Origin of the sequence: Sphingobacterium tenebrionis, from assembly GCF_037126265.1 — a bacterium.
GTDB lineage: Bacteria > Bacteroidota > Bacteroidia > Sphingobacteriales > Sphingobacteriaceae > Sphingobacterium > Sphingobacterium tenebrionis.
In genome coordinates this window covers 1-20,162 of sequence record NZ_JAYLLN010000023.1, presented here as the reverse complement: position 1 = coordinate 20,162, position 20,162 = coordinate 1, and the positions used below count along the sequence as shown (strand labels likewise).

Below are 20,162 nucleotides of genomic sequence, written 5' to 3'. Positions count from 1 at the left end.
TTATGCATTAATCTTTGGCGGTTGCCAAATTTCTCCCAGATAGGGGGATATAAAGATAGATTTATAGTAAACTTTGGCCTTAGACAAGTCAAAGGTCTTCTTAACTAAGTTATATACATTCCATTGAAGCACTATGCCCGACACCATTCCACAACAACCGCATAAACAAAACGGACTGCACATATCAGGTTTTTCCTGATGGTCGTGGCTTGCTTTATGGGCTAATTCTTCTGAATGGTTATGGTTTTGAAAACTCTCCTTTTCATACATATCGGTACAAGGCATTAAAAATACCGCCATCATATAAATTGCCAATATGGAAAAAAAGACTTTCATATTCTTTTGCAAAGTTAGTAAAAAAGTAATGCAATGGCATTGCATTGTTTTGAATAATTACTATTTTATATAATATCCTTTTTCATTCTGAATATTTGTTTTACATACTGTTCAAAACAATATTGGCGACACTCCATACTAAATTTAAGAAGAAGTATCGCCAATATTTTTTAGTCTATACTAAAAATTTCCACTTGTACCTTTATTACTCTTGCTGTATCAAATGCTGTAAGTTCGGGTCATTCTTAATCCGTTCCATTTCACTTTCGACGATATGCAGAATATCTGATTTTATCTGACGGTAATTGCTTTCAATTTCCTGCTTCATTTTATCCTCGCCTTGCTCATCTACAAAGGATAGGATTTGCGGTATCTTTTGATAGGCTTTTGTTTCGGCGGCTACCTTTTCATTATCGACCACGATTTCTGCGTGAAATATCTTTTGTTCGATACGCTCGTCAAAATTATCCGATACAGAACCGACAAACATACCCTGCGTTAAGGTTGAAATTTTGGAAGCCGGAATAAGGCTGTCTAATTGTGTAGAAATAGAAGTTGATTTATCATTACGGTTTATCGTCATACTTTGACGTTTCTGTAATACTTTTCCAAAACGTTCCGAAAGGCTTTTTGCCGTTTCTCCTACAACCTGTCCACTGAATACATTACCTACGGTGTTTTGAATAACTTTAGCTTCTTTATCGCCGTAATCACGTATCAACTGCGAAAAGTCCTGAAAGCCCAAGCACACAGCCACCTTATTACTTCTCGCCGTTGCGATAAGATTGTCCAACCCTCTAAAATAAATCGTGGGCAACTCATCTATAATAACCGAACTCTTTAATTGTCCTTTCTTATTGATGAGCTTGACAATTCGGGAGTTGTACAAGCCCAAAGCTGCGGAGTAGATATTTTGACGGTCGGGATTGTTACCCACGCACAAAATCTTCGGCTCGTTCGGGTTGTTGATGTCCAATGAAAAATCATCGCCTGTCATAACCCAATACAACTGCGGTGATATCATTCGTGACAAAGGGATTTTAGCCGATGCAATTTGTCCCTGCAACTGGTCTTGTGCTCCGCCTTGCCAAGCATCCATAAATGGTGAAAGATAGTTTTCCAAATCAGGATACGAAGTTAAAATGGTAAATACATCCGAATACTTTTTATTCAGCAATTCAATGGCGTGTGGAAAGGTGCAATACTTACCATTCTCGTAAATTTTTAAAAACCAGATGATAGCCGCTAAAAGAATAATTGGAGATTCGACAAAGAAATCTCCTTGTTTTTGTATCCAGCTTCTGTTGAGGTTCAACATAATCGTGTAAGCGGCTTCGTAAGCATCGGATATGTCAGTCATAAAATCTGGATTGAGCGGATTGCAACGATGGCTCTTGCGTGGATCGTCAAAGTTGATGACGTAGAACTTTGGTTTTATTTCGTACTTATTCTGATGTTTCAATAAATGATTATAAGCAATAGTAGAAAGGTCGTCAAACTTGAAATCGTAGATATACATCGAAAAACCTTTTTCAATTTGTTGCTTGATATAATTGTTAACGACGGCATACGATTTACCAGAACCCGGAGTCCCCAAAACAATCGTTGCTCTGAAAGGATTTACGATATTGATCCAGCCCTTGTGTTCCTTTTTATTGTACCAAAATTTAGTAGGCAGGTTTACGGAATATTCATTTTCCATCAATTTGGTTTCCTGCATAAAACTTTCGTTCTCCATATTGAAAACATCATCCATCAGGTTGTTTTTCAATAACCTGCTTATCCAAACCCCAGCCATCAGCAAAGCAATATAACCTAGTCCGATAGTCAGTATATAAAAGAATGTGCCAATGATGGGCGACAACTTTAACAGTGGTGTATTCAGAAAGAACAGCAAAAAACCAATTCCCAAAGCCACGTAAATCTTTGACCAGGTTATCTTCTCGTTCTTCACGCCTTTGGTTCCCAAACAGCTTAAAGCCAATAACACGATTGCAAATACTTTGGTATATAAAGTATGCGAAAACAAACCGGCTGTTCGGTCAAAATTCCCTAATATTTTATTGATTACTTCTAGTGTCCAGCCACGTTCCATAAAGAAACCATAACAAAACCAATAAAGATGCATCAGTACTAATAGAATACTAACTGCTCTCATAAAAGCCATTATTTTGGCTAAACCTCTTAAATCGTCTTCTCCTTGCATTATTTTTAATTTTAATGTTCGGGCGTGAATTTAAAGACTATAAAGATTGGCTTTGGAAAAGTGGTAGTGGATGGCGGTGAGTGGCAGGGTTCGGCTGGGTCATAAGAGGTATAGCTTCTATACCCCTTTTATATAGTAATATTTATAGGTAGTAAAATAAAAATACTTTAGTTATATCGACCTTCTTTTGTTTTATACCCGTCAGCAACATTTTTTGTCCTGCTGAATTGGTGGACAAGCAACACTTCCGTAGCTACAATAAACACAGCAGTCGCCTTGTTTTGGTTTTAGAACTTGTTTGCATTTTTCACATTCGTAAAAATATTGGCAAGCGTCTGTCGGCATTGTTTCTTCTTTCTTATGTCCGCAGTTGGGGCAAGTTATTGTTGATTGTAATTTGATTTCCATTTTAATTTTCTTTTTTGTCGGTTACAGAATATCCTGTTGAGTTTATTGCTTTTTCGATTTCAGAAATATTTGTTTTTGAGTTGTCAAATTCTATGATTGCATTTCCATTTTCATATGAAGCGTTTGAACTTATTATTCCTGTCAATTTATTTACTTCGTGATTTACGTGTTCTTCGCAACTCGCACAAGTCATTCCGCTAATCGTAAATTTTACTTTTTGAATATTGGATTTGTCCACTACTATGATTTGCTTTTCTTTCTTTGGGTAGAAAATGCTTGAATAGTATGGAAAGGCAAGCATAACGATTGCAAATGCTGTTACAATTCCTAAAAACATTTTTGACTGAATGAATTTTGGTTTTTCTTCTGTCTCACAGTTGCAGTCAATTTGCTTTTTAGGTTTCAACTTTTGATACCAAGCAAAACCAAGAACCAAAATTGTCAAACCGATAAAATACGGTCTGAAAGGTTCGAGCCAAGAAAAAGTAGAAGCAAGTCCGCTTGTTCCTGCTACTAAAGCCAAGACTGGAGTAATACAACACAATGAAGCTGCAATTGCTGTTAAAAGTCCTGCTCCGATTAGTTTTTTGTCAGTTTTCATAATGTTTCTAAAATTTTGTTTTCGTCAAGTATTTTAAAAAACGGTTTCAGCATTTTTTCATATTCCTTGGTCAATGAATAAAAAATAGTTTGGGCCTCCCTGTCTGTTTCTACTAGATTACGGTCTTTAAGTTTTCGTAAATGTTGTGAAACTGCCGAGATTGTCATTCCAAGAACGTCGCTCATATCACAAACACAGAGTCGTTTTTCTTCGTAAAGTAGGAAGAGAATTTTAAGTCTTACGGTATTTCCTGCCAATTCAAGCCCATTCGATAAATAATCAAACGAATCGTTAAGCTCTAAAACCCGGTCTTTACAGCGGTTTATTTGTTCAATGTCTGCTTGTTGACGTATACAAGAATTATTACCCATAGTGCAAATATAGTTAATTCGTTTATTTAAGCAAATGCTAAAATACAATTTAACAAATCGTTTTAAAAGCAGATTTTAATTCCAAAAGATGACTTACTATAGTCTTCTTTTCTTTTTCTTCATCCTATTAGCAAAATCCTGTTCCTCGTAATCTTCCCCCTGTGCTTCAGGTATGAGCAAACCTCCAAAGGCTTCTATCAAACCGTCTTCGTGTTTTTCAGTATTTAAGAAGTCGAACAAATGATGTGGTTCTTCCGCAGGTAAATCCTCCGTATCAGTTGGTTTGGACAATTTTGGCAGGGGTGCAACTGGCTCTTTAATCTCCGCTTTGATATTATTGTTCCAATAATCATTAAAGGTATTGGCAGAAAGTTCTTTTGCCAATCGTGAACCGTTCCAAACACTTTTAGAGTTGTGGTCAATGAACGACATACCGTAAATTCGTCCGGTATCGTTTCTGCGTATCACTACATTGATACCTTGCTCGCCTAACTGTTTTTTAAAGCTCAATTCGTCAACCGTTGATTGCAGGGCAATGGTAACGGCTGATTTTAAAGTCTGTTTGGTTGCGGTATCTTTCAGGGTTGTTTTGCATTTCGCAAAATGCAATTCCAAAGCCGGAAGCCCTGCGTTCTTTCCGAAAAACGAAGCCTTGAACGGATGTCCTGCTTTTTCGCCTTTCTCATTCAATGGAATGTACAATAAACCCTGCTGTGCCTTTCCGTGTAATTCTCCCTCCACTTTCTCGGTGGTAATATTGAACAGGGAAAGCAAAGCATTGTATTCTCCCAAAGTTTGGTATTGATAATAGTTCGGCAAGTGGCGAATGACCGAAGCAATCTGACTTTTTATATCACTTGCCCGATAATCCACCGGACGAAAAACCTTATCATTGTGATTACGTTCTTTGTCCGTTGCGGGTATCAGACCGTGTTTTCTTTCCAGTTCACGGCATACACTCATAGACCGCATTTTCTCAAAACTATCCGAAATTTTCACGCCCTGTTCGTCCACGCAGACCGATACGATATGGATATGACTACGGTCAATATCGGTATGTTTGAAGACCACAAAAGGCTGTTCGCCGTAACCCATTTCACGCATATATTCTTCCGCCATTTCCCTAAACTTATCATCATCTACATTATCCTTGGGATCAGGATTGAGCGAAATATGCAACGTATGTTTCTCGGTATTTCGGTTGGCGATGAGATAAGGAGCAAAAGATTGGGCTAATTGTGCTACGGAATAATGTCCGTTAGCAGTTTCAATTATCTTATTGGCGAACAAAATTTGTCCATTTTCGTTCTCCACTTTGAGCTGATTATATGCCAAGGCTCCGTATAAATTTGCGCATCTACCAATTTTCGCAATCATTTCTGCTGTTATTTTTTCAGATATTTTACATCAAATTCTTCCGTTATCTGGACAATTTCTTTAAACAAGGCGGTCATTTCAGCCGTATGTTTTTCCAATTTATAGAGATATGCTGCTGCCTTTTTCTCCGAAAAGTTCTTATACAATAGCTTTACGACCTGATTATAATTCACGCCAATAGATCGAAATTGACTGTGAAACGAAGTCAATCGCATATAAAAATCAATTGTTCCTTTGTCTATTTTAACAGATTTTATCGTCTTATCGAAGATGCAAGAGGTTATAAAATGTGCCTTAACCTGCATACCGGACTTTTCAAATAAGTCAAGAAAACGGGCATGCTCTTCCTCATTAAAGGAAATCGTGTACCGGATTTTAGCGGGATCGTTTTTTAGAGGACGCCCGCCCTTTTTTAACTGCTTTCTGCTGTTTTCATTCATCACTAATCCATTTTTAATTCATACAAAACGCCGACTTCGGAGGACGTTTTCTGCCCCCGGCAGGGCAAGTTGTTTTGAGCATCGGAAATCTTTTCGAGATGCTCAAAACACAACTTGCCGTGTTCCGGTGAACACAAAAATCCGCCCTCCGGGACGGATTGGATTTAACAGGGAAAAACGGCTTGATGCCGTAGCTGTTAAAGTCCATTTTGTCAATTTGATTTTGCATAAATCCGTTAATAAAAATCTACTTACAAAGTAAAGCGCTCTTTACGAAAGGATTGCACTACAACAGAGTGCCAAACACTGCCTTTGAACGCCAAATACTGCCATACATCATTTACCGGATAAATCAATCGCTTTATTTGCATCAAAGTTTTAGGGCAGGTTGTAAAAAATGTAATGAGGATAAAAAATAAATTGGGTTTTAGTACAGAAATTTTGGAATAAAAGCATAGGGTTTTAAAAACATAAAACTGTAAAAGCATAAAAGCGGTAAAGCAATTTACAAGTTGTAAGGTTTTCCAGTTGCTAAAAATGATTACCCACCAAGCGGTAATAAAAGCAAATAACAATCAAGAAAATTTCCAAAAGGGGAATACAGGCATATAGGAAATAGGTACTATTTAAATAAACCAATATTCAAACCTGCCAAACAAATAAAATGTGTAACAATAAATCTTTAAATAATGGAAACAAAAAAGAAAACTTTAAAAATTAGTTTTTCAACGCCTAAAGGCGGTGTTGGAAAATCTACTATGACCGCATTACTTTCAAGTGTATTGCATTATCGTTTAGGTTTTAATGTCCTTGTAATGGATTGTGATTTCCCACAACACAGCTTAGCCAATATGAGGGAAAGGGATTTGAAAACTATTATGCAGAATGATTACCACAAAAGAGCTGCAATGAAGTTGTATCAAAGTATCAATAAAAAAGCATATCCGATTATCAGTTGTAAACCGGAGGATGCCTTGTCAAAGGCTTTAGAATACGTAAATCAATCTGCAATAGAGCCTGATATAACTTTTTTTGATCTTCCCGGAACAGCTAATACAAAAGGTGTGCTCACGACCTTAAGAACAATGGATTTTATTTTTTCTCCAATTAGTGCTGACCGTCTAGTTATGGAAAGTACACTGAGCTTTACTAAAGCATTCCTTGGCTTGCCCGAAACGGAGGAGAGTAATGAAGATCAGAAAATGTGGATGTTTTGGAATCAGGTAGATGGTCGAGAGAAAACAGGAATATACGAGGCTTATCAAAGCGTTATTAACGAACTCGATTTATCTGTGATGAATTCTCGGATAATGGATAGTAAACGTTTCAGAAAAGAGACGGACGATACACCGAACAGTGTATTTCGGTCAAGTCTGTTACCTGCCGAACCTCAACTAATGAAAGTAACGAGACTGGATTTATTTATTGAAGAATTTTTAAAAATTGTTAATCTCTAAAATAGTTAAGTATGTCAACAGATAAGAGAAGAAAAGATTTTGATAAGCCCGATGTTGATGAAGAATTAATCATGAATATCATGAGTGGTAATCAATCTGTTACTATACCCGAAGTTATTCAACAACAGAAAATACAGAAGGAAACAAAACCAAAAGCCCGCAATAGCTCCCTAAAGAAGGTGGATTATGAGGAGACATTTCTGGTCAATCGTTTTCCTTCAGGTCGAAACGGAAAGGTCGTTTACATTCGTCCAGAATATCACGAAAGGTTGTTACGTATAGTACAATTAACAAGAGAAGAAAAGACTACACTCTATTCTTATATCGACAACATTCTTGAACACCATTTTAGAGAGTACGGGGACGATATTACAGATTATTTCAACGAACGTTTTAAACCAATTTTATAGTTATGGAAATTGTAATAGTAATATGCCTGCTGATCGTCATTGTCCTGCTTTTGCAGGATAAGATTATCATTAAGAAAAGGTCAAAACAAAAACCTCCGCAAAAGAAAGTCAATCCGGATCTGCCCGATATTATGGGACAGCCCAAACCCGTAGAACGCCTTTCAGTGCCAAACACTGCCAATGAACGCCAGATTGAGGAACCAGAGGTAAATCCCGATAATTTAGACATTGAATACGACGAAAATGAAAACAGGAGTATTCAGATTCCGCAGGAAGAGCTGGATGAAGTTTTTAGCAATCAACCTGATTTTGAAGAAGAGGAAGAAGAATGGAACAGGTACGGAATATCTGGTGGCGATAATGGTTTTGCCCAAGGGGTTACCTTTGAAGAACTAAGCTCCGTGGGGATGTTGCTTCAGCAAGAAAAACTGGAGTCATCTCAAAAGGAAACAGCGATAGCAATCGTTCAGAAAATACAGGGAACCGAATTATTTAGTCTGCTGGAAAATTCTATAGCGGGTGCATCCAGTAAAATTGCCAAGCTATTGGATAGCTCACTCTCATCTGAAACGGAAATCAGTTCTTCCACTTTGCGGAACAATGATTTAGATGATTTTGATATTGGGGAGTTTGTCTGAAACGGAATTATTTTAATTGAGCCTGAAAAACTAAATTTCAGGCTCAACTTATTTTTACATTTACTTTGCCAACTTCAATATTCTGTAAGCCCCTCTTGCTACAATTACAAATACAATAGCTCCAATAATCAAATCTGGATAACTTGAATTGAGCCAATTAACTAAAAGACCAGCAACAATAACTCCCGAATTGATAATGACATCATTTGATGTGAATATCATCGAAGCCTGCATATGCGCTTCTTTACTTTTGTTCTTTTGTAAAAGATAAAGGCAAAATACGTTTGCAATCAATGCTAAAACTGAAACGACAATCATTGTCTTGAAATCGGGCATAGCTTCAATTCCCATACAACGTCTGATTACTTCAACGAAACCTATAATAGCCAGTAAGACTTGGAAGTATCCTGCAAATCTGGCGATGTTGTTTTTTAAAGCGATTGTTCCACCCACGGCGATTAATGCCAATGCGTAAACGACACTGTCGGCAAGCATATCCAAACTATCGGCTACCAACCCCATTGAGCCTGAAAAAACACCGAATAACATTTCCAATCCAAAGAACAGGAAGTTGATAATCAATACGATCCAAAGTAATTTCCGTTGCTTGTTGCTTGTATCTGTTTCAACAACGAAATTACTTTTTTCGGTTGAAACCAATGTCGTATTTAGATTCAGTGTTCCCAGAGCCAAAAAAATTGGCTCTGGGTTTCCATCGTGATAAACGTCTAATTTTCTATTGGCTATATCGAATTCCAATCCTTTTACCGTATCAAAGTCTTGCAGTTTCATACGGATTAATTGCTCCTCGCTTGGGCAATCCATTTTAGTTATATTGAATATGGTTTTTTCCATTTATTTTAAAGCTTAAATTTTATTCCTCCGTTAATCACAAATCCGTCCAAAGGTGCATAAATGTCTTTAAAAACTGGATTGGTTATTGTTCCTGTATAAATGCTGTCAAAGCGTGTTTGTCGGGTGTCGAGGAAGTTTTCAAAGTTGATGTACAGAGAAAATCTTTCCCAAATCTTTTCAGCCATAAATCCAGTAATAAAGTAATCTTTGCCCGTAGTTCCATTATTCAGTTTTTGGCGACTGAAATAATAGGCTTCCAGACCAATTTTCCATTTGTCTTCTATTTCATACATCAGGATGGAATTAATGCGGTGTTTTGGTGTTAAAGGGCTTTCTACAGTCGTTCCATTATGGTGTAATCGGGCATCTGTATAGGTATAACCCAAAAACAATTTCAGGTCATCATAACCAATTTTAATATTGGTTTCTGTTCCTTTGGTATGGATGTAGCCAGGAGAATTAACAAACTGATACAGATTTGCCGAGGAGTTTTCAAGTAACAAGGGATTATCCAAATAGGTGTAAAAGAACAATTGATTTATGCTAAATGACCAATCTTCCCCAATGTAGGTGCGGTAATTGATGTCTGCATTTGCTCCATAACTTTTTTCCAATTTATTGGTCTTGTCGTCAATGGGCATTACATTTTGATATTGTAGGCGTTCGCTTTCTTCCGTAAAAATGGTAGGTGTTTTATAGCCAAATCCACCACCAACTCGTGAAGTTAAGCCCTCGGCAATGTGGAATAGAGCCGAAACTCTCGGTAAGAATACCACCCCATAATCCACAACATAATCCGTTCTAAAACCTGTTTCCAATTGAAACCAATCCGTAGCATTAAAAGAATTTTGTACAAAAGCACCGAATGTAGTCTGATTATAATCTCTCAACGGAGATGCCATAATCTGCTTTTCTTTGAAATTATCCGTCCAAATATTAATACCTGTGACCCATTCCGATTTTTCAGTACTGTTGGTGTAGTTGGCTTCGGTAAAACTTGCTGTTTGTGTTCCCTCAAACTGATAGTTTGGAATGGTAGTATTTCGGTTAAAATAACTTACACTATTTTTGACTTGAACAGTACTGTTTTCATTGATGATATGGTCGAAAACAAATTGTGTGGAATAGCGTTGTGTTTTATTTTCCTCAAAATATTGGTTTGTATTATCTCCATTTCCTTTGATGTAAAGCATATCACCTCCCAAACGGCTCTCGATCGTTGTGTTGATACCGAAGTTCAGTTTCGTCTTTTCATTGAAATAAACGAAGAGCTTCGGATTCAGTACATAGCGTTCGAATTGTGGAATAGCGGATAGTCCGTTCTTAGCAGGATCATAAGCTGCGTTACGGTTATGGGAAGCAAATATAGTTGTTCCAATTTTATTAAACCTTTGTCCATAAAAGCCGTTTATATCCAAACCCCTGCCGGATGTTCCATTGAGGTGAAAACCTAAATCTCTCTCATAGGTCGGCGTTTTGGAAATCAGATTGACCAGTCCAGCTATTGCTCCGCCTCCATATAGTGTAGATGTAGAGCCTTTGATGACTTCTACTTGTTTGAGGTCAAGTGGTGGTATCTGTAACAAACCCAATCCACTTGAAGCACCTGAATAAATGGGGAAACCGTCTTTCAGGATTTGTGTATATCTTCCATCAAGTCCCTGAATACGAATACTTGCATTGGCACTGGTAGGCGAAGTGGTTTGTACGTGAATACCTGTGCTTTCCGCTAAAAGCATACGAATATCTCCCGGTTTCATGTTCCCTTTTTCGCCCAGTTCTTCACTTCCAATAAATTCAATACGGGTAGGGATATTTTGTATACTCCTTGTGCTTCTTGTGGATGAAATGACAACTTCCTCTAACTCCTCTGAACTTTCTTTGAGTAAGATTTCAATAGGACTGTTGTCAGCTAATGGAAATTCCAATGTATCTATATAGTCGTTAAAACCGATATAGCTAAAATGTATTTCCTGTATCCCATCAGGAATATTTTCTATTATGATGAGACCGTTTTCGTTTGATGTAGCGGCAAGCGAGGTTCCTTTTATAGATGCTGTCACTCCAATCAAAAGATTTTTGTTTTCACTGTTTCTAATAACAGCATTTAAAGTGTTTTGTGCAAATACACAGAGATTTAGTGTCATAAAAAATGACACAAAGACTATTTTTTTCATTGTATAAAAAAACATTAATGTTTGAAAAATGAGAATTGACGGTTTGTAGCACCGTAATCTGTTATTGTGCCGAAGACACTAAAAACATTAATTAATCTTAGGGGGTTGCCAAATGGAAGAGAGGAAGTCTGAAACAGCTGACGCTGTTATTACACCTAATTTCTTTTTAGGTTGTTGGACATAATTGGATGTTAAAGCATAAAAGGAAGTAATTACAAATCCAGTACAGGTATTGCATTTAGAAAAAGGCGAGCAACATTCCATACCGCAATCGTCGCTATCTTGTTCTTGACTATTTGTTGTTTGATTCACTAGGTCAAAACATTTATCTTCCATAAAGCTTGGCAAGGTCGATAAGACCAAAACCATTAATGCTAATATGTACGACAAGGATTTCATTTTACGAAGATAGTAAAAACCTCTCTCTTCCTGTCAACACCTCTCTATTTTCTTTATCAATTCAGCCACCCACAGCCAAACAATTCCTCTCACTGCCACTTTGTTAGAACGCTTTGATTTCTGAAACACCTTTGTCACGAAGCTCGCAAGAAGCGGGAAGACAATAACAATTTAATGTGTTTCAATTATGAAAAAACAAAGAAAAAAAGTTTTGATGGCAGTCGTTGCAATGCTATCAGGAATGGGTGCATTCGCACAAGGAAACGGTACAGCAGGTATCACCGAAGCTACCCAAATGGTCACCTCTTATTTCGACCCTGCAACTCAATTAATTTATGCCATCGGTGCCGTTGTTGGGCTAATTGGAGGTGTTAAGGTGTACAACAAATTTAGTTCGGGCGACCCAGACACAAGTAAAACGGCAGCATCGTGGTTTGGAGCTTGTATCTTTTTAATCGTTGCGGCTACCATCCTTCGTTCATTCTTCCTGTAATCCTTTGTCCTATGAGTATTTATAACATCAATAAAGGGATTGGAAGAACAGTAGAGTTTAAAGGACTGAAAGCACAATACCTCTTCATTTTCGCAGGTGGATTGCTAGGTACGCTCATCTTCGTGATGATACTGTATATGGCTGGGGTCAATTCCTACATCTGCTTGTTTCTGGGAGCAGGCGGTGCATCACTGATTGTGTGGCAAACCTTTTCATTGAACAGGAAATACGGCGAACACGGATTAATGAAAGTGGGAGCAAGAAAAAGGCATCCTCGCTACATCATCTGTCGCAAGCCTGTACACCGCTATTTAAAATTCACTCCTAAATCGAATGCCGTATGAGAAATGTATCAAAAACGACCACATTGGAAAATAAATTTCCTTTGCTGGCTGTAGAAAACAATTGCATTCTTTCCAAAGATGCAGACATTACCGCCTGTTTTGAAGTGCGTTTACCCGAACTGTTCACGGTCGCATCTGCGGAATATGAAGCCATTCATTCTGCTTGGCATAAAGCGATCAAGACCTTGCCAGATTTTACGGTTATCCACAAACAGGATTGGTACATCAAAGAGAACTACGCACCTGATTTAGCAAAGGAAGATCAAAGTTTTTTAGCTAAATCCTATCAACGCCATTTCAACGAGCGACCGTTTCTAAACCATTACTGCTACCTCTTCCTAACCAAAACCACCAAAGATCGGATGCGGATGCAGAGTAACTTTAGTTCGCTTTGCAAAGGCACGTTGATCCCGAAAGAAATCAGGGATAAGGAAGCGATCCACCATTTTATGGAAACCGTGGCGCAGTTTGAGCGTATCGTGAACGATAGTGGTTTTGTAAGCCTAAAACGCCTCACCGAAGATGACATTATCGGCACGGATGAAAAGCAAGGATTGCTGGAACAATACCTTACCCTTTCTAGAGAAGTCGGTACACCGATGCAAGACATTGCTTTAGGTGCTGAAGAAGTCCGAGTAGGAAACAAAAGGCTGTCCTTGCACACATTGTCCGACACGGACGATCTGCCTGCAACCATTTCGGCAGATACTCGATTTGAAAAGCTATCCACAGACCGGAGTGACTGCCGTCTTTCCTTTGCTGCTCCCGTAGGATTGCTATTGAGCTGCAACCACATTTACAATCAGTACATCTTCTTGGACAACAGCGAGGATAACCTACGACGGTTTGAGAAGTCTGCCCGCAATATGCATTCTTTGGCTCGGTACAGTCGGGCAAACCAGATTAACAAAGAATGGATCGAAAAATATTTGAACGAAGCACATTCATTCGGGCTTTCTTCCATACGCTCACACTTCAACATTATGGCGTGGTCGGAAGACCCTGCTGAACTCAAACAGTTGAAAAACGATTGTGGCAGCGCATTGGCTTTAATGGAGTGTAAGCCCCGACACAATACGACGGACGTTGCAACGCTTTATTGGGCAGGAATGCCGGGCAATGCCGGGGATTTTCCGAGCGAAGAAAGTTTTTACACATTCATAGAGCCTGCTCTATGCTTCTTTACCGAAGAAACCAATTACCACAATTCGCCATCCCCATTCGGGATAAAAATGGCGGATAGATTGACGGGAAAACCTATCCATTTGGATATTTCGGATTTACCTATGAAACGTGGGTTTATTACTAACCGGAACAAGTTTATACTTGGTCCGTCAGGTTCGGGAAAATCATTCTTTACCAATCATATGGTACGCCAATACTACGAGCAAGGTGCACACGTACTGCTCGTAGATACAGGTAATTCCTATCAGGGATTGAGTGAACTTATTAAAGGAAAAACCAAAGGCGAAGACGGAGTTTACTTTACCTATACCGAAGATAATCCAATAGCGTTCAACCCTTTTTATACCGATGATGGCATTTTCGACATTGAAAAGCGTGAAAGTATCAAAACGTTGATACTTACGCTTTGGAAACGTGATGATGAACCGCCGACCCGTTCGGAAGAAGTGGCACTTTCCAATGCCGTGTCCGGTTATATCGAACGTATCAAAAACGAGGATGTTTTTCCGTCATTTAATGGTTTTTATGAATATGTAAAAGGCGATTACCGTACGGTATTGGAAGAAAAACAGGTTCGTGAAAAAGACTTTGATATTGCCAATTTTCTTAATGTATTGGAACCGTACTACAAAGGCGGAGAATACGACTATCTGCTGAATTCGGACAAGCAATTAGACCTATTGTCAAAACGGTTTATTGTATTCGAGATAGATGCCATAAAAGACCACAAAATCCTGTTTCCGATAGTCACAATCATCATTATGGAGGTGTTCATCAACAAGATGCGGAGGCTGAAAGGTATCCGCAAGCTGATACTGATTGAGGAGGCTTGGAAAGCGATTGCAAAAGAAGGAATGGCAGAATACATCAAGTATTTATTTAAAACCGTCAGGAAGTTTTTCGGAGAAGCCATAGTCGTAACCCAAGAGGTCGATGATATTATCCAATCCCCGATTGTGAAAGAAAGTATCATCAACAATTCTGATTGTAAAATCCTCTTAGACCAACGCAAGTATATGAACAAGTTCGATGATATACAGGCGATGCTTGGATTGACTGAAAAGGAAAAGGCACAGGTGCTTTCCATCAATATGAACAACGATGCCGGTCGCTTGTACAAAGAGGTTTGGATAGGATTGGGCGGAACACATTCGGCAGTGTACGCAACGGAAGTGAGCCTTGAAGAATATTTGGCTTACACGACAGAAGAAACCGAAAAAATGGAAGTGATGCAACTCGCTTCCGAATTGGACGGTAACGTAGAACTCGCCATTAAGCATATCGCAATGCAACGGCGTGACAATGTAAATCAATAGTAATTAACAATCAAAAATTTCAAGACAATGAAAAAAATCCTTTTTATGGTGTGTACGGCACTAATGCTTACCGTAGCACCGTCCGCAAAAGCTCAATTTGTAGTCACTGACCCTGCAAATTTAGCATCAGGTATTCTCAATTCTGCGGATGAAATCGTACAGACTTCTTCCACTGTAAGCAATGTGGTCAAGAACTTCAATGAGGTTAAGAAAGTGTACGAACAAGGCAAGGAATATTACGACAAGCTAAAAGCCGTAAACAACCTTGTGAAAGATGCGAGAAAAGTACAACAGACTGTTTTGCTGGTCGGCGATGTGTCGGAAATGTACGTTCAAAACTTTGGGAAAATGATGAACGACCCGAACTTCTCCGCACAGGAATTGACCGCAATCGCAAACGGCTATTCGGCTTTGCTGAATGAAAGTATCGAACTGCTCAAAGAGCTGAAACAGATTGTATCTTCTACAAGCCTGTCATTAAATGACAAAGAGCGTATGGATATTATCGACCGAGTATATAAAGAGGTCAAAGAGTACCACAGCTTGGTAAGGTACTACACGAATAAAAATATCTCTGTCAGTATCCTGCGAGCAAAGAAACAGAACAACACCAAACGAGTACTTGACTTGTATGGAACTCCTAACCAAAAATATTGGTAAGCTATGGAATTTCAAAATCTGCACGAAGTCCTACGCTCATTGTACGATGAGATGCTCCCACTGTCCGCCGATATGGCGGCAGTGGCTAAGGGAGTAGCCGGATTGGGGGCTTTGTTCTATGTCGCCATAAAAGTATGGCAGGCATTGAGTAGAGCCGAGCCTATTGATATGTACCCATTGCTCCGTCCGTTCGCATTAGGTATCTGTATTATGTTCTTTCCGACTATCGTATTGGGAACAATCAATGCGGTGCTAAGTCCGGTGGTACAAGGTACACACGCCATACTTGAAAATCAAGTGCTTGACCTCAATGATTTGCAGGCTAAAAAAGACCTCTTGGAACGTGAAGCAATGCTACGAAACCCCGAAACCGCCTACTTGGTATCAAATGAAGAATTTGACAACAAGCTCGATGAATTGGGTTGGTCGCCCTCGGATTTGATAACAATGTCGGGTATGTATATGGATAGGTTTGCTTACCAAACCGAGCAAGCCATTAAGAATTGGTTTCGTAACCTCCTTGAAGTGCTGTTCCAAGCTGCTGCATTGGTCGTGGATACGATACGAACATTTTTCCTAATCGTGTTGAGCATATTGGGGCCGATAGCCTTTGCGATTTCAGTGTGGGACGGTTTTCAGTCCACACTTACGCAATGGCTGACCCGATATGTGAGCGTTTACCTGTGGTTGCCCGTCGCCGACCTGTTCAGCTCAATGCTTGCCAAAATCCAATCCCTGATTATCGAAAAGGATATACAGATGCTTGCTGACCCGACCTATATACCCGATACGGGTAATACGGTGTACATCATCTTTATGATTATCGGTATCGTGGGATACTTTACTGTACCAACCGTTACAGGCTGGGTAATTCAGGCTGGTGGTGCTGGAAACTTTACCCGAAACGTGAACCAAGCCGCTATGAAAGCCGGAAACGTGGCAAGTGCCGGAGCTGGTTCTGCTGCCGGAAATATCGGAGGTCAGCTACTCAAAAAATAATGTAAAACGAATAATCATTTAAAAAAATGGAATTTAAAACTTTAAGAAATATAGAGAATAGCTTCCGGCAGATACGTCTGTACGCAATAGTGTTTGCCGTTCTCTGTATTGGTGTAGTAGGATTTGCCGTATGGAAATCGTACAGCTTTGCCAATGAGCAACGCCAAAAAATCTATGTCCTTGACAATGGCAAATCTTTGATGCTTGCTTTGTCACAAGATGCGAGCATCAACCGACCTGTGGAAGCAAGGGAACACGTCAGACGTTTTCACGAGCTTTTCTTTACGCTTGCACCCGATAAAAATGCTATCGAGAGCAATATGGCAAGGGCATTCAACCTTGCCGACAAATCAGCTTTTGACTATTACAAAGACTTGTCGGAGAAAGGGTATTACTCCCGTATCATATCAGGGAACGTACAGCAACGCATTGAAGTCGATAGTGTCGTGTGCAATTTCGACAATTATCCCTATTCGGTGAGGACGTATGCCAAACAGTTTATCATACGGTCAAGCAACGTAACACGCCGTAACCTGATTACTTCCTGCTATTTAGTGAACTCTGTAAGGTCGGATAATAACCCACAAGGGTTTAATATCGAAAAGTTCGCAGTAGTTGAAAATCGGGATATAGAAGTCATTAACCGATAAAATTAAGGCTATGAAACAGTTACTTGATTTGGATACATTTGCAAAAACGCTGACCGATAAAGGTTATGACGGTTATTTTCATACACAGGCTGATTATCCCGACAAAATCAAAAACAGCATCAGTAGGTTTTTGGAGGCTTGTGAGAACGGTACGGACAAACTATATAACCCTGATAGATTTTTACTGAACACTTACCTCGAATGGAATGGAGAAGATAAACCTTACACCCAATGTCATATGTACTTGAAGTACGAAGACAACAAATTCGATGTGCGGAAAATGGAGATTGAAAGGAAAGACCGTTACGGGCATTTAATGAAAAAAACGGAATTAATAAACCTTACAACAGGAACAGTTCCGACCCGAAAAGAAGCTATCGCTTTGGTGTCCGACACGCCTAAACAAAAAATTCCCTCCCCAAAAAGAGGGTTTAGAATGTGATAACCCATAATCATTAAAGTATGAAAAAATTAAGGGAGAAAATGGATAGGTATTTTGACAGGCTGGACGACCGTTGGCGGTCTTTGCCCGTAGGCAAACAGCACCTTTATACGCTTTACTTCTTTGTCGGTTATCTGCTCCTGACCGTAGGGGTGGTCGCCAAAGTATGGTACGATACCAAACAGTCAAAAAACGATATGCACATAGAGCATATCGAAAACCCCGTCCTCAAAAAGAACGAAAGCCCTGCAAGATTGCAGGACACATTATCAACAATTTTAAAAAATAGGATTTATGAAAGAAAATGAAAACAAAAAGTCGGTTGTTCGGGTAACTGAGGGAAACCCGAACGAAACCGCTGATGTACTGCAAAACGGTACAGAGAACAAAACGGAAAAACTCAAAAAGCCATTGATTTTTGGTTTAATGGCTATTGTTTTCGTGGGTTGTATGTATTTGATTTTTAAACCGTCGGAAGACAAAAACGAAATCGAGAACATTGGTCTGAACGATGCCGTTCCACAAGCTACCGAAGCCGGACTGCCCGACAATAAGGGCAAGGCTTATGAGCTTGAAATGCTCGAACAGAAAGACCAAGAGAAACGTAATGCTTTGGCTACGCTTTCAGATTATTGAAACACAGACAACAGCGATGAACCGATTGACGAATTTGCCGACGAAGAAGAAAGCTACGGCTATGGTAGTGGCAGAAATTCGGGGAGAAACGGCAATCCTGCACTGAACAGCTACCGCAATATGCAAAGTACATTGGGGTCATTCTATAATGACGACAATTCGGAAACAATGGAACTTCGCAGACAGTTGGACGAACTCAAAGAGCAATTAGCGGAGCAAAATCTACCCAAGCCTGTAACCGTAGATGACCAGCTTGCTTTAATGGAGAAGTCCTACGAAATGGCGGCAAAGTATCTTCCTGCCAATACGAACACAAGCACCGCAGAAAATGCACCTGCAAGCGGTACGGCAACAGGAACAACGGGAGCTAACCAAAAAGAGCATTTTGTAGCGTTTACTCCTACAAGAAAAAACACCGTATCTGCTTTGTATCGTGAGCCATCAGACAGCGAGTTTTTGGAAAATTGGAGCGAAACCCGAAATCGAGGCTTCTATACTGCTGGTGCTACCGAGCAAATTGTACAACCAAAAAACAGTATCAAAGCCTGTGTACACGATGCACAAACGGTTGTCGGCGAAACGGGTGTAAGATTACGATTATTAGAGCCTGCCAAAACCCCAATCCGTACAATCCCACAAGGAACGATTGTAACTGCCAATGCCAAGTTTCAGGGAGGACGTTTACAGCTCAAAATTACCTCTATCGAATTAGAGGGAAATATTATCCCTGTGGATATTACCATTTACGATTTGGACGGACAGCAAGGTCTTTATGTTCCTTACTCTCCTGAAATGAACGCCCTAACCGAAATGGCTGGCAATATGAGCCAAACAGGAGGAACGAGTGTGATGCTCACACAAAATGCCGGACAACAAGTTGCTGCCGATTTAAGTCGTGGCGTAGTACAAGGAATTTCGGGCTATTTCGCCAAGAAAGTACGCACACCAAAAGTCACGCTAAAGGCAGGACATCAGGTCTTTCTGGTATCAAAACAATAATTGTATAACTCAAATATTTAAACAAATGAAAAATCTTTTTAAAACCTTTTGGGCGGTTGCCCTGACCATCGGCTTTGCTGTAACTTCTTTTGCACAAGATAGTGCGAAAATCAAAGCTCCACTTGCATTAGGCAAGATTGAGCCATACAAAATGGACGTTACCTACGACAAAACTTCGCATTTGATTTTTCCAAGTGGTATAAGATATGTGGATTTGGGCAGTGAGTACCTGATTGCCGGAAAAGCGGAAGATGCAGAGAACGTCCTGCGTGTAAAGGCAGCCGTTAGGGATTTTGAACCTGAAACAAACTTTTCCGTTATCACAAATGACGGACGTTATTACTCCTTTGACGTGTATTACAGTCGGTATCCCGATGCGTTGAGCTATGACCTGCTGACAATGCAAAAGGCAGTAGATAAAACCAACGGAAATGATGTGCTGTTTGAGGAATTGGGCAACAATTCTCCGTCTTTGGCAGGCTTGTTATTGGAAACCATTTATAAGAAAGACAAGCGTATCGTGAAGCATATCGGGGCTAAGAGCTTCGGAATACAGTTCATTCTGAAAGGTATCTACATTCACAACGGCAAATATTATTTCCATACGGAATTAAGAAACAAAAGCAATGTGCCGTTTGATATAGACTTTATCAATGAACTCATTTAAACTTTTAGCAAGATAAGTGCAAAAGCCAAATAATGCCAATTCAACCAGGAATTGTCCAAAGTGTCGAATCTGATTAGAAGCGTTCTGAAGCTGTCC

The 20,162-nt window shown here is 39.5% G+C and carries 22 protein-coding genes and 1 pseudogene; 14 read left to right on the top strand and 9 right to left on the bottom strand.

Annotation, left to right across the window (positions count from 1 at the left end; translation table 11 throughout):
* From VJ786_RS10265 to mobA, 7 genes are all read right to left on the bottom strand, one after another.
* The gene (locus VJ786_RS10265; RefSeq protein ID WP_336557665.1) at positions 1 to 336 is read right to left on the bottom strand and encodes a DUF6660 family protein; all 336 of its coding nucleotides are present in this window, start codon (positions 334 to 336) and stop codon (positions 1 to 3) included.
* Between the two features lie 205 nt (positions 337 to 541).
* Positions 542 to 2,542, bottom strand: a complete 2,001-nt coding sequence (gene mobC, locus VJ786_RS10260) for a conjugal transfer protein MobC (RefSeq protein ID WP_262906051.1) — start codon at positions 2,540 to 2,542, stop codon at positions 542 to 544.
* Positions 2,543 to 2,743: 201 nt separating this feature from the next.
* Positions 2,744 to 2,887: a GDCCVxC domain-containing (seleno)protein gene (locus VJ786_RS10255; RefSeq protein ID WP_491630787.1), complete on the bottom strand. Its 144-nt coding sequence runs from the start codon at positions 2,885 to 2,887 to the stop codon at positions 2,744 to 2,746.
* 64 nt (positions 2,888 to 2,951) lie between these two features.
* Positions 2,952 to 3,551, bottom strand: a complete 600-nt coding sequence (merTP, locus tag VJ786_RS10250) for a mercuric transport protein MerTP (RefSeq protein WP_055092307.1) — start codon at positions 3,549 to 3,551, stop codon at positions 2,952 to 2,954.
* A complete protein-coding gene (locus VJ786_RS10245) occupies positions 3,548 to 3,922 on the bottom strand; it encodes an ArsR/SmtB family transcription factor (protein WP_227694346.1) in 375 nt (124 codons plus the stop codon). The genes merTP and VJ786_RS10245 overlap by 4 nt, the downstream gene beginning before the upstream one ends.
* A gap of 96 nt (positions 3,923 to 4,018) precedes the next feature.
* Positions 4,019 to 5,299, bottom strand: coding sequence for a conjugal transfer protein MobB (mobB, locus tag VJ786_RS10240; RefSeq protein ID WP_336557664.1), 1,281 nt, complete (start codon positions 5,297 to 5,299; stop codon positions 4,019 to 4,021).
* Positions 5,300 to 5,307: 8 nt separating this feature from the next.
* Entirely contained in the window at positions 5,308 to 5,739 is a 432-nt protein-coding gene (gene mobA / locus VJ786_RS10235; protein WP_002993194.1) for a conjugal transfer protein MobA, read from the bottom strand.
* A 689-nt stretch (positions 5,740 to 6,428) separates the two neighbouring features.
* Here mobA and VJ786_RS10230 point away from each other — a divergent pair.
* From VJ786_RS10230 to VJ786_RS10220, 3 genes are read left to right on the top strand one after another with little or no spacing between them, the layout of a single operon-like run.
* Positions 6,429 to 7,196 carry a ParA family protein gene (locus VJ786_RS10230; RefSeq protein WP_148917754.1) on the top strand — a complete coding sequence of 256 codons (768 nt, stop codon included), beginning with the start codon at positions 6,429 to 6,431 and terminating at the stop codon, positions 7,194 to 7,196.
* Between the two features lie 11 nt (positions 7,197 to 7,207).
* Positions 7,208 to 7,606, top strand: a complete 399-nt coding sequence (locus VJ786_RS10225) for a DUF3408 domain-containing protein (RefSeq protein ID WP_002993187.1) — start codon at positions 7,208 to 7,210, stop codon at positions 7,604 to 7,606.
* 2 nt (positions 7,607 to 7,608) lie between these two features.
* Entirely contained in the window at positions 7,609 to 8,244 is a 636-nt protein-coding gene (locus tag VJ786_RS10220; protein ID WP_002993186.1) for a hypothetical protein, read from the top strand.
* Between the two features lie 60 nt (positions 8,245 to 8,304).
* Here VJ786_RS10220 and VJ786_RS10215 read toward each other — a convergent pair whose 3' ends face one another.
* On the bottom strand, positions 8,305 to 9,099 hold the full coding sequence (locus VJ786_RS10215) for a cation efflux transmembrane domain-containing protein (protein WP_094280386.1): 795 nt from the start codon (positions 9,097 to 9,099) through the stop codon (positions 8,305 to 8,307).
* A gap of 5 nt (positions 9,100 to 9,104) precedes the next feature.
* Positions 9,105 to 11,246 (bottom strand): TonB-dependent receptor, encoded by a 2,142-nt coding sequence (locus tag VJ786_RS10210; protein WP_437129013.1) that lies wholly within the window; start codon positions 11,244 to 11,246, stop codon positions 9,105 to 9,107.
* A 616-nt stretch (positions 11,247 to 11,862) separates the two neighbouring features.
* Here VJ786_RS10210 and VJ786_RS10205 point away from each other — a divergent pair.
* From VJ786_RS10205 to traN, 11 genes and pseudogenes are all read left to right on the top strand, one after another.
* Entirely contained in the window at positions 11,863 to 12,168 is a 306-nt protein-coding gene (locus VJ786_RS10205) for a DUF4134 domain-containing protein (protein WP_115170698.1), read from the top strand.
* Positions 12,169 to 12,179: 11 nt separating this feature from the next.
* Complete coding sequence (locus VJ786_RS10200; RefSeq protein WP_115170697.1) at positions 12,180 to 12,512, top strand: DUF4133 domain-containing protein; 333 nt, start codon at positions 12,180 to 12,182, stop codon at positions 12,510 to 12,512.
* Positions 12,509 to 15,013, top strand: a complete 2,505-nt coding sequence (locus VJ786_RS10195; protein WP_185213539.1) for a TraG family conjugative transposon ATPase — start codon at positions 12,509 to 12,511, stop codon at positions 15,011 to 15,013. The genes VJ786_RS10200 and VJ786_RS10195 overlap by 4 nt, the downstream gene beginning before the upstream one ends.
* 27 nt (positions 15,014 to 15,040) lie before the next feature.
* On the top strand, positions 15,041 to 15,673 hold the full coding sequence (locus tag VJ786_RS10190; protein WP_336557663.1) for a DUF4141 domain-containing protein: 633 nt from the start codon (positions 15,041 to 15,043) through the stop codon (positions 15,671 to 15,673).
* Positions 15,674 to 15,676: 3 nt separating this feature from the next.
* Entirely contained in the window at positions 15,677 to 16,672 is a 996-nt protein-coding gene (gene traJ / locus VJ786_RS10185; RefSeq protein ID WP_185213537.1) for a conjugative transposon protein TraJ, read from the top strand.
* A gap of 26 nt (positions 16,673 to 16,698) precedes the next feature.
* Positions 16,699 to 17,322 carry a conjugative transposon protein TraK gene (gene traK, locus VJ786_RS10180; RefSeq protein ID WP_091100950.1) on the top strand — a complete coding sequence of 208 codons (624 nt, stop codon included), beginning with the start codon at positions 16,699 to 16,701 and terminating at the stop codon, positions 17,320 to 17,322.
* 10 nt (positions 17,323 to 17,332) lie between these two features.
* Positions 17,333 to 17,764 (top strand): hypothetical protein, encoded by a 432-nt coding sequence (locus VJ786_RS10175; protein ID WP_185213536.1) that lies wholly within the window; start codon positions 17,333 to 17,335, stop codon positions 17,762 to 17,764.
* A gap of 20 nt (positions 17,765 to 17,784) precedes the next feature.
* Positions 17,785 to 18,072, top strand: coding sequence for a nitrogen regulatory IIA protein (locus VJ786_RS10170; protein ID WP_091100957.1), 288 nt, complete (start codon positions 17,785 to 17,787; stop codon positions 18,070 to 18,072).
* The gene (locus tag VJ786_RS16645) at positions 18,059 to 18,400 is read left to right on the top strand and encodes a hypothetical protein (protein ID WP_437129012.1); all 342 of its coding nucleotides are present in this window, start codon (positions 18,059 to 18,061) and stop codon (positions 18,398 to 18,400) included. The genes VJ786_RS10170 and VJ786_RS16645 overlap by 14 nt, the downstream gene beginning before the upstream one ends.
* Positions 18,401 to 18,424: 24 nt before the next feature.
* On the top strand, positions 18,425 to 19,399 hold the full coding sequence (gene traM, locus VJ786_RS10165) for a conjugative transposon protein TraM (RefSeq protein ID WP_437129015.1): 975 nt from the start codon (positions 18,425 to 18,427) through the stop codon (positions 19,397 to 19,399).
* A gap of 25 nt (positions 19,400 to 19,424) precedes the next feature.
* Positions 19,425 to 20,054: pseudogene (gene traN / locus VJ786_RS10160) on the top strand (conjugative transposon protein TraN); the annotation flags it as partial.
* Positions 20,055 to 20,162 lie beyond the last annotated feature (108 nt).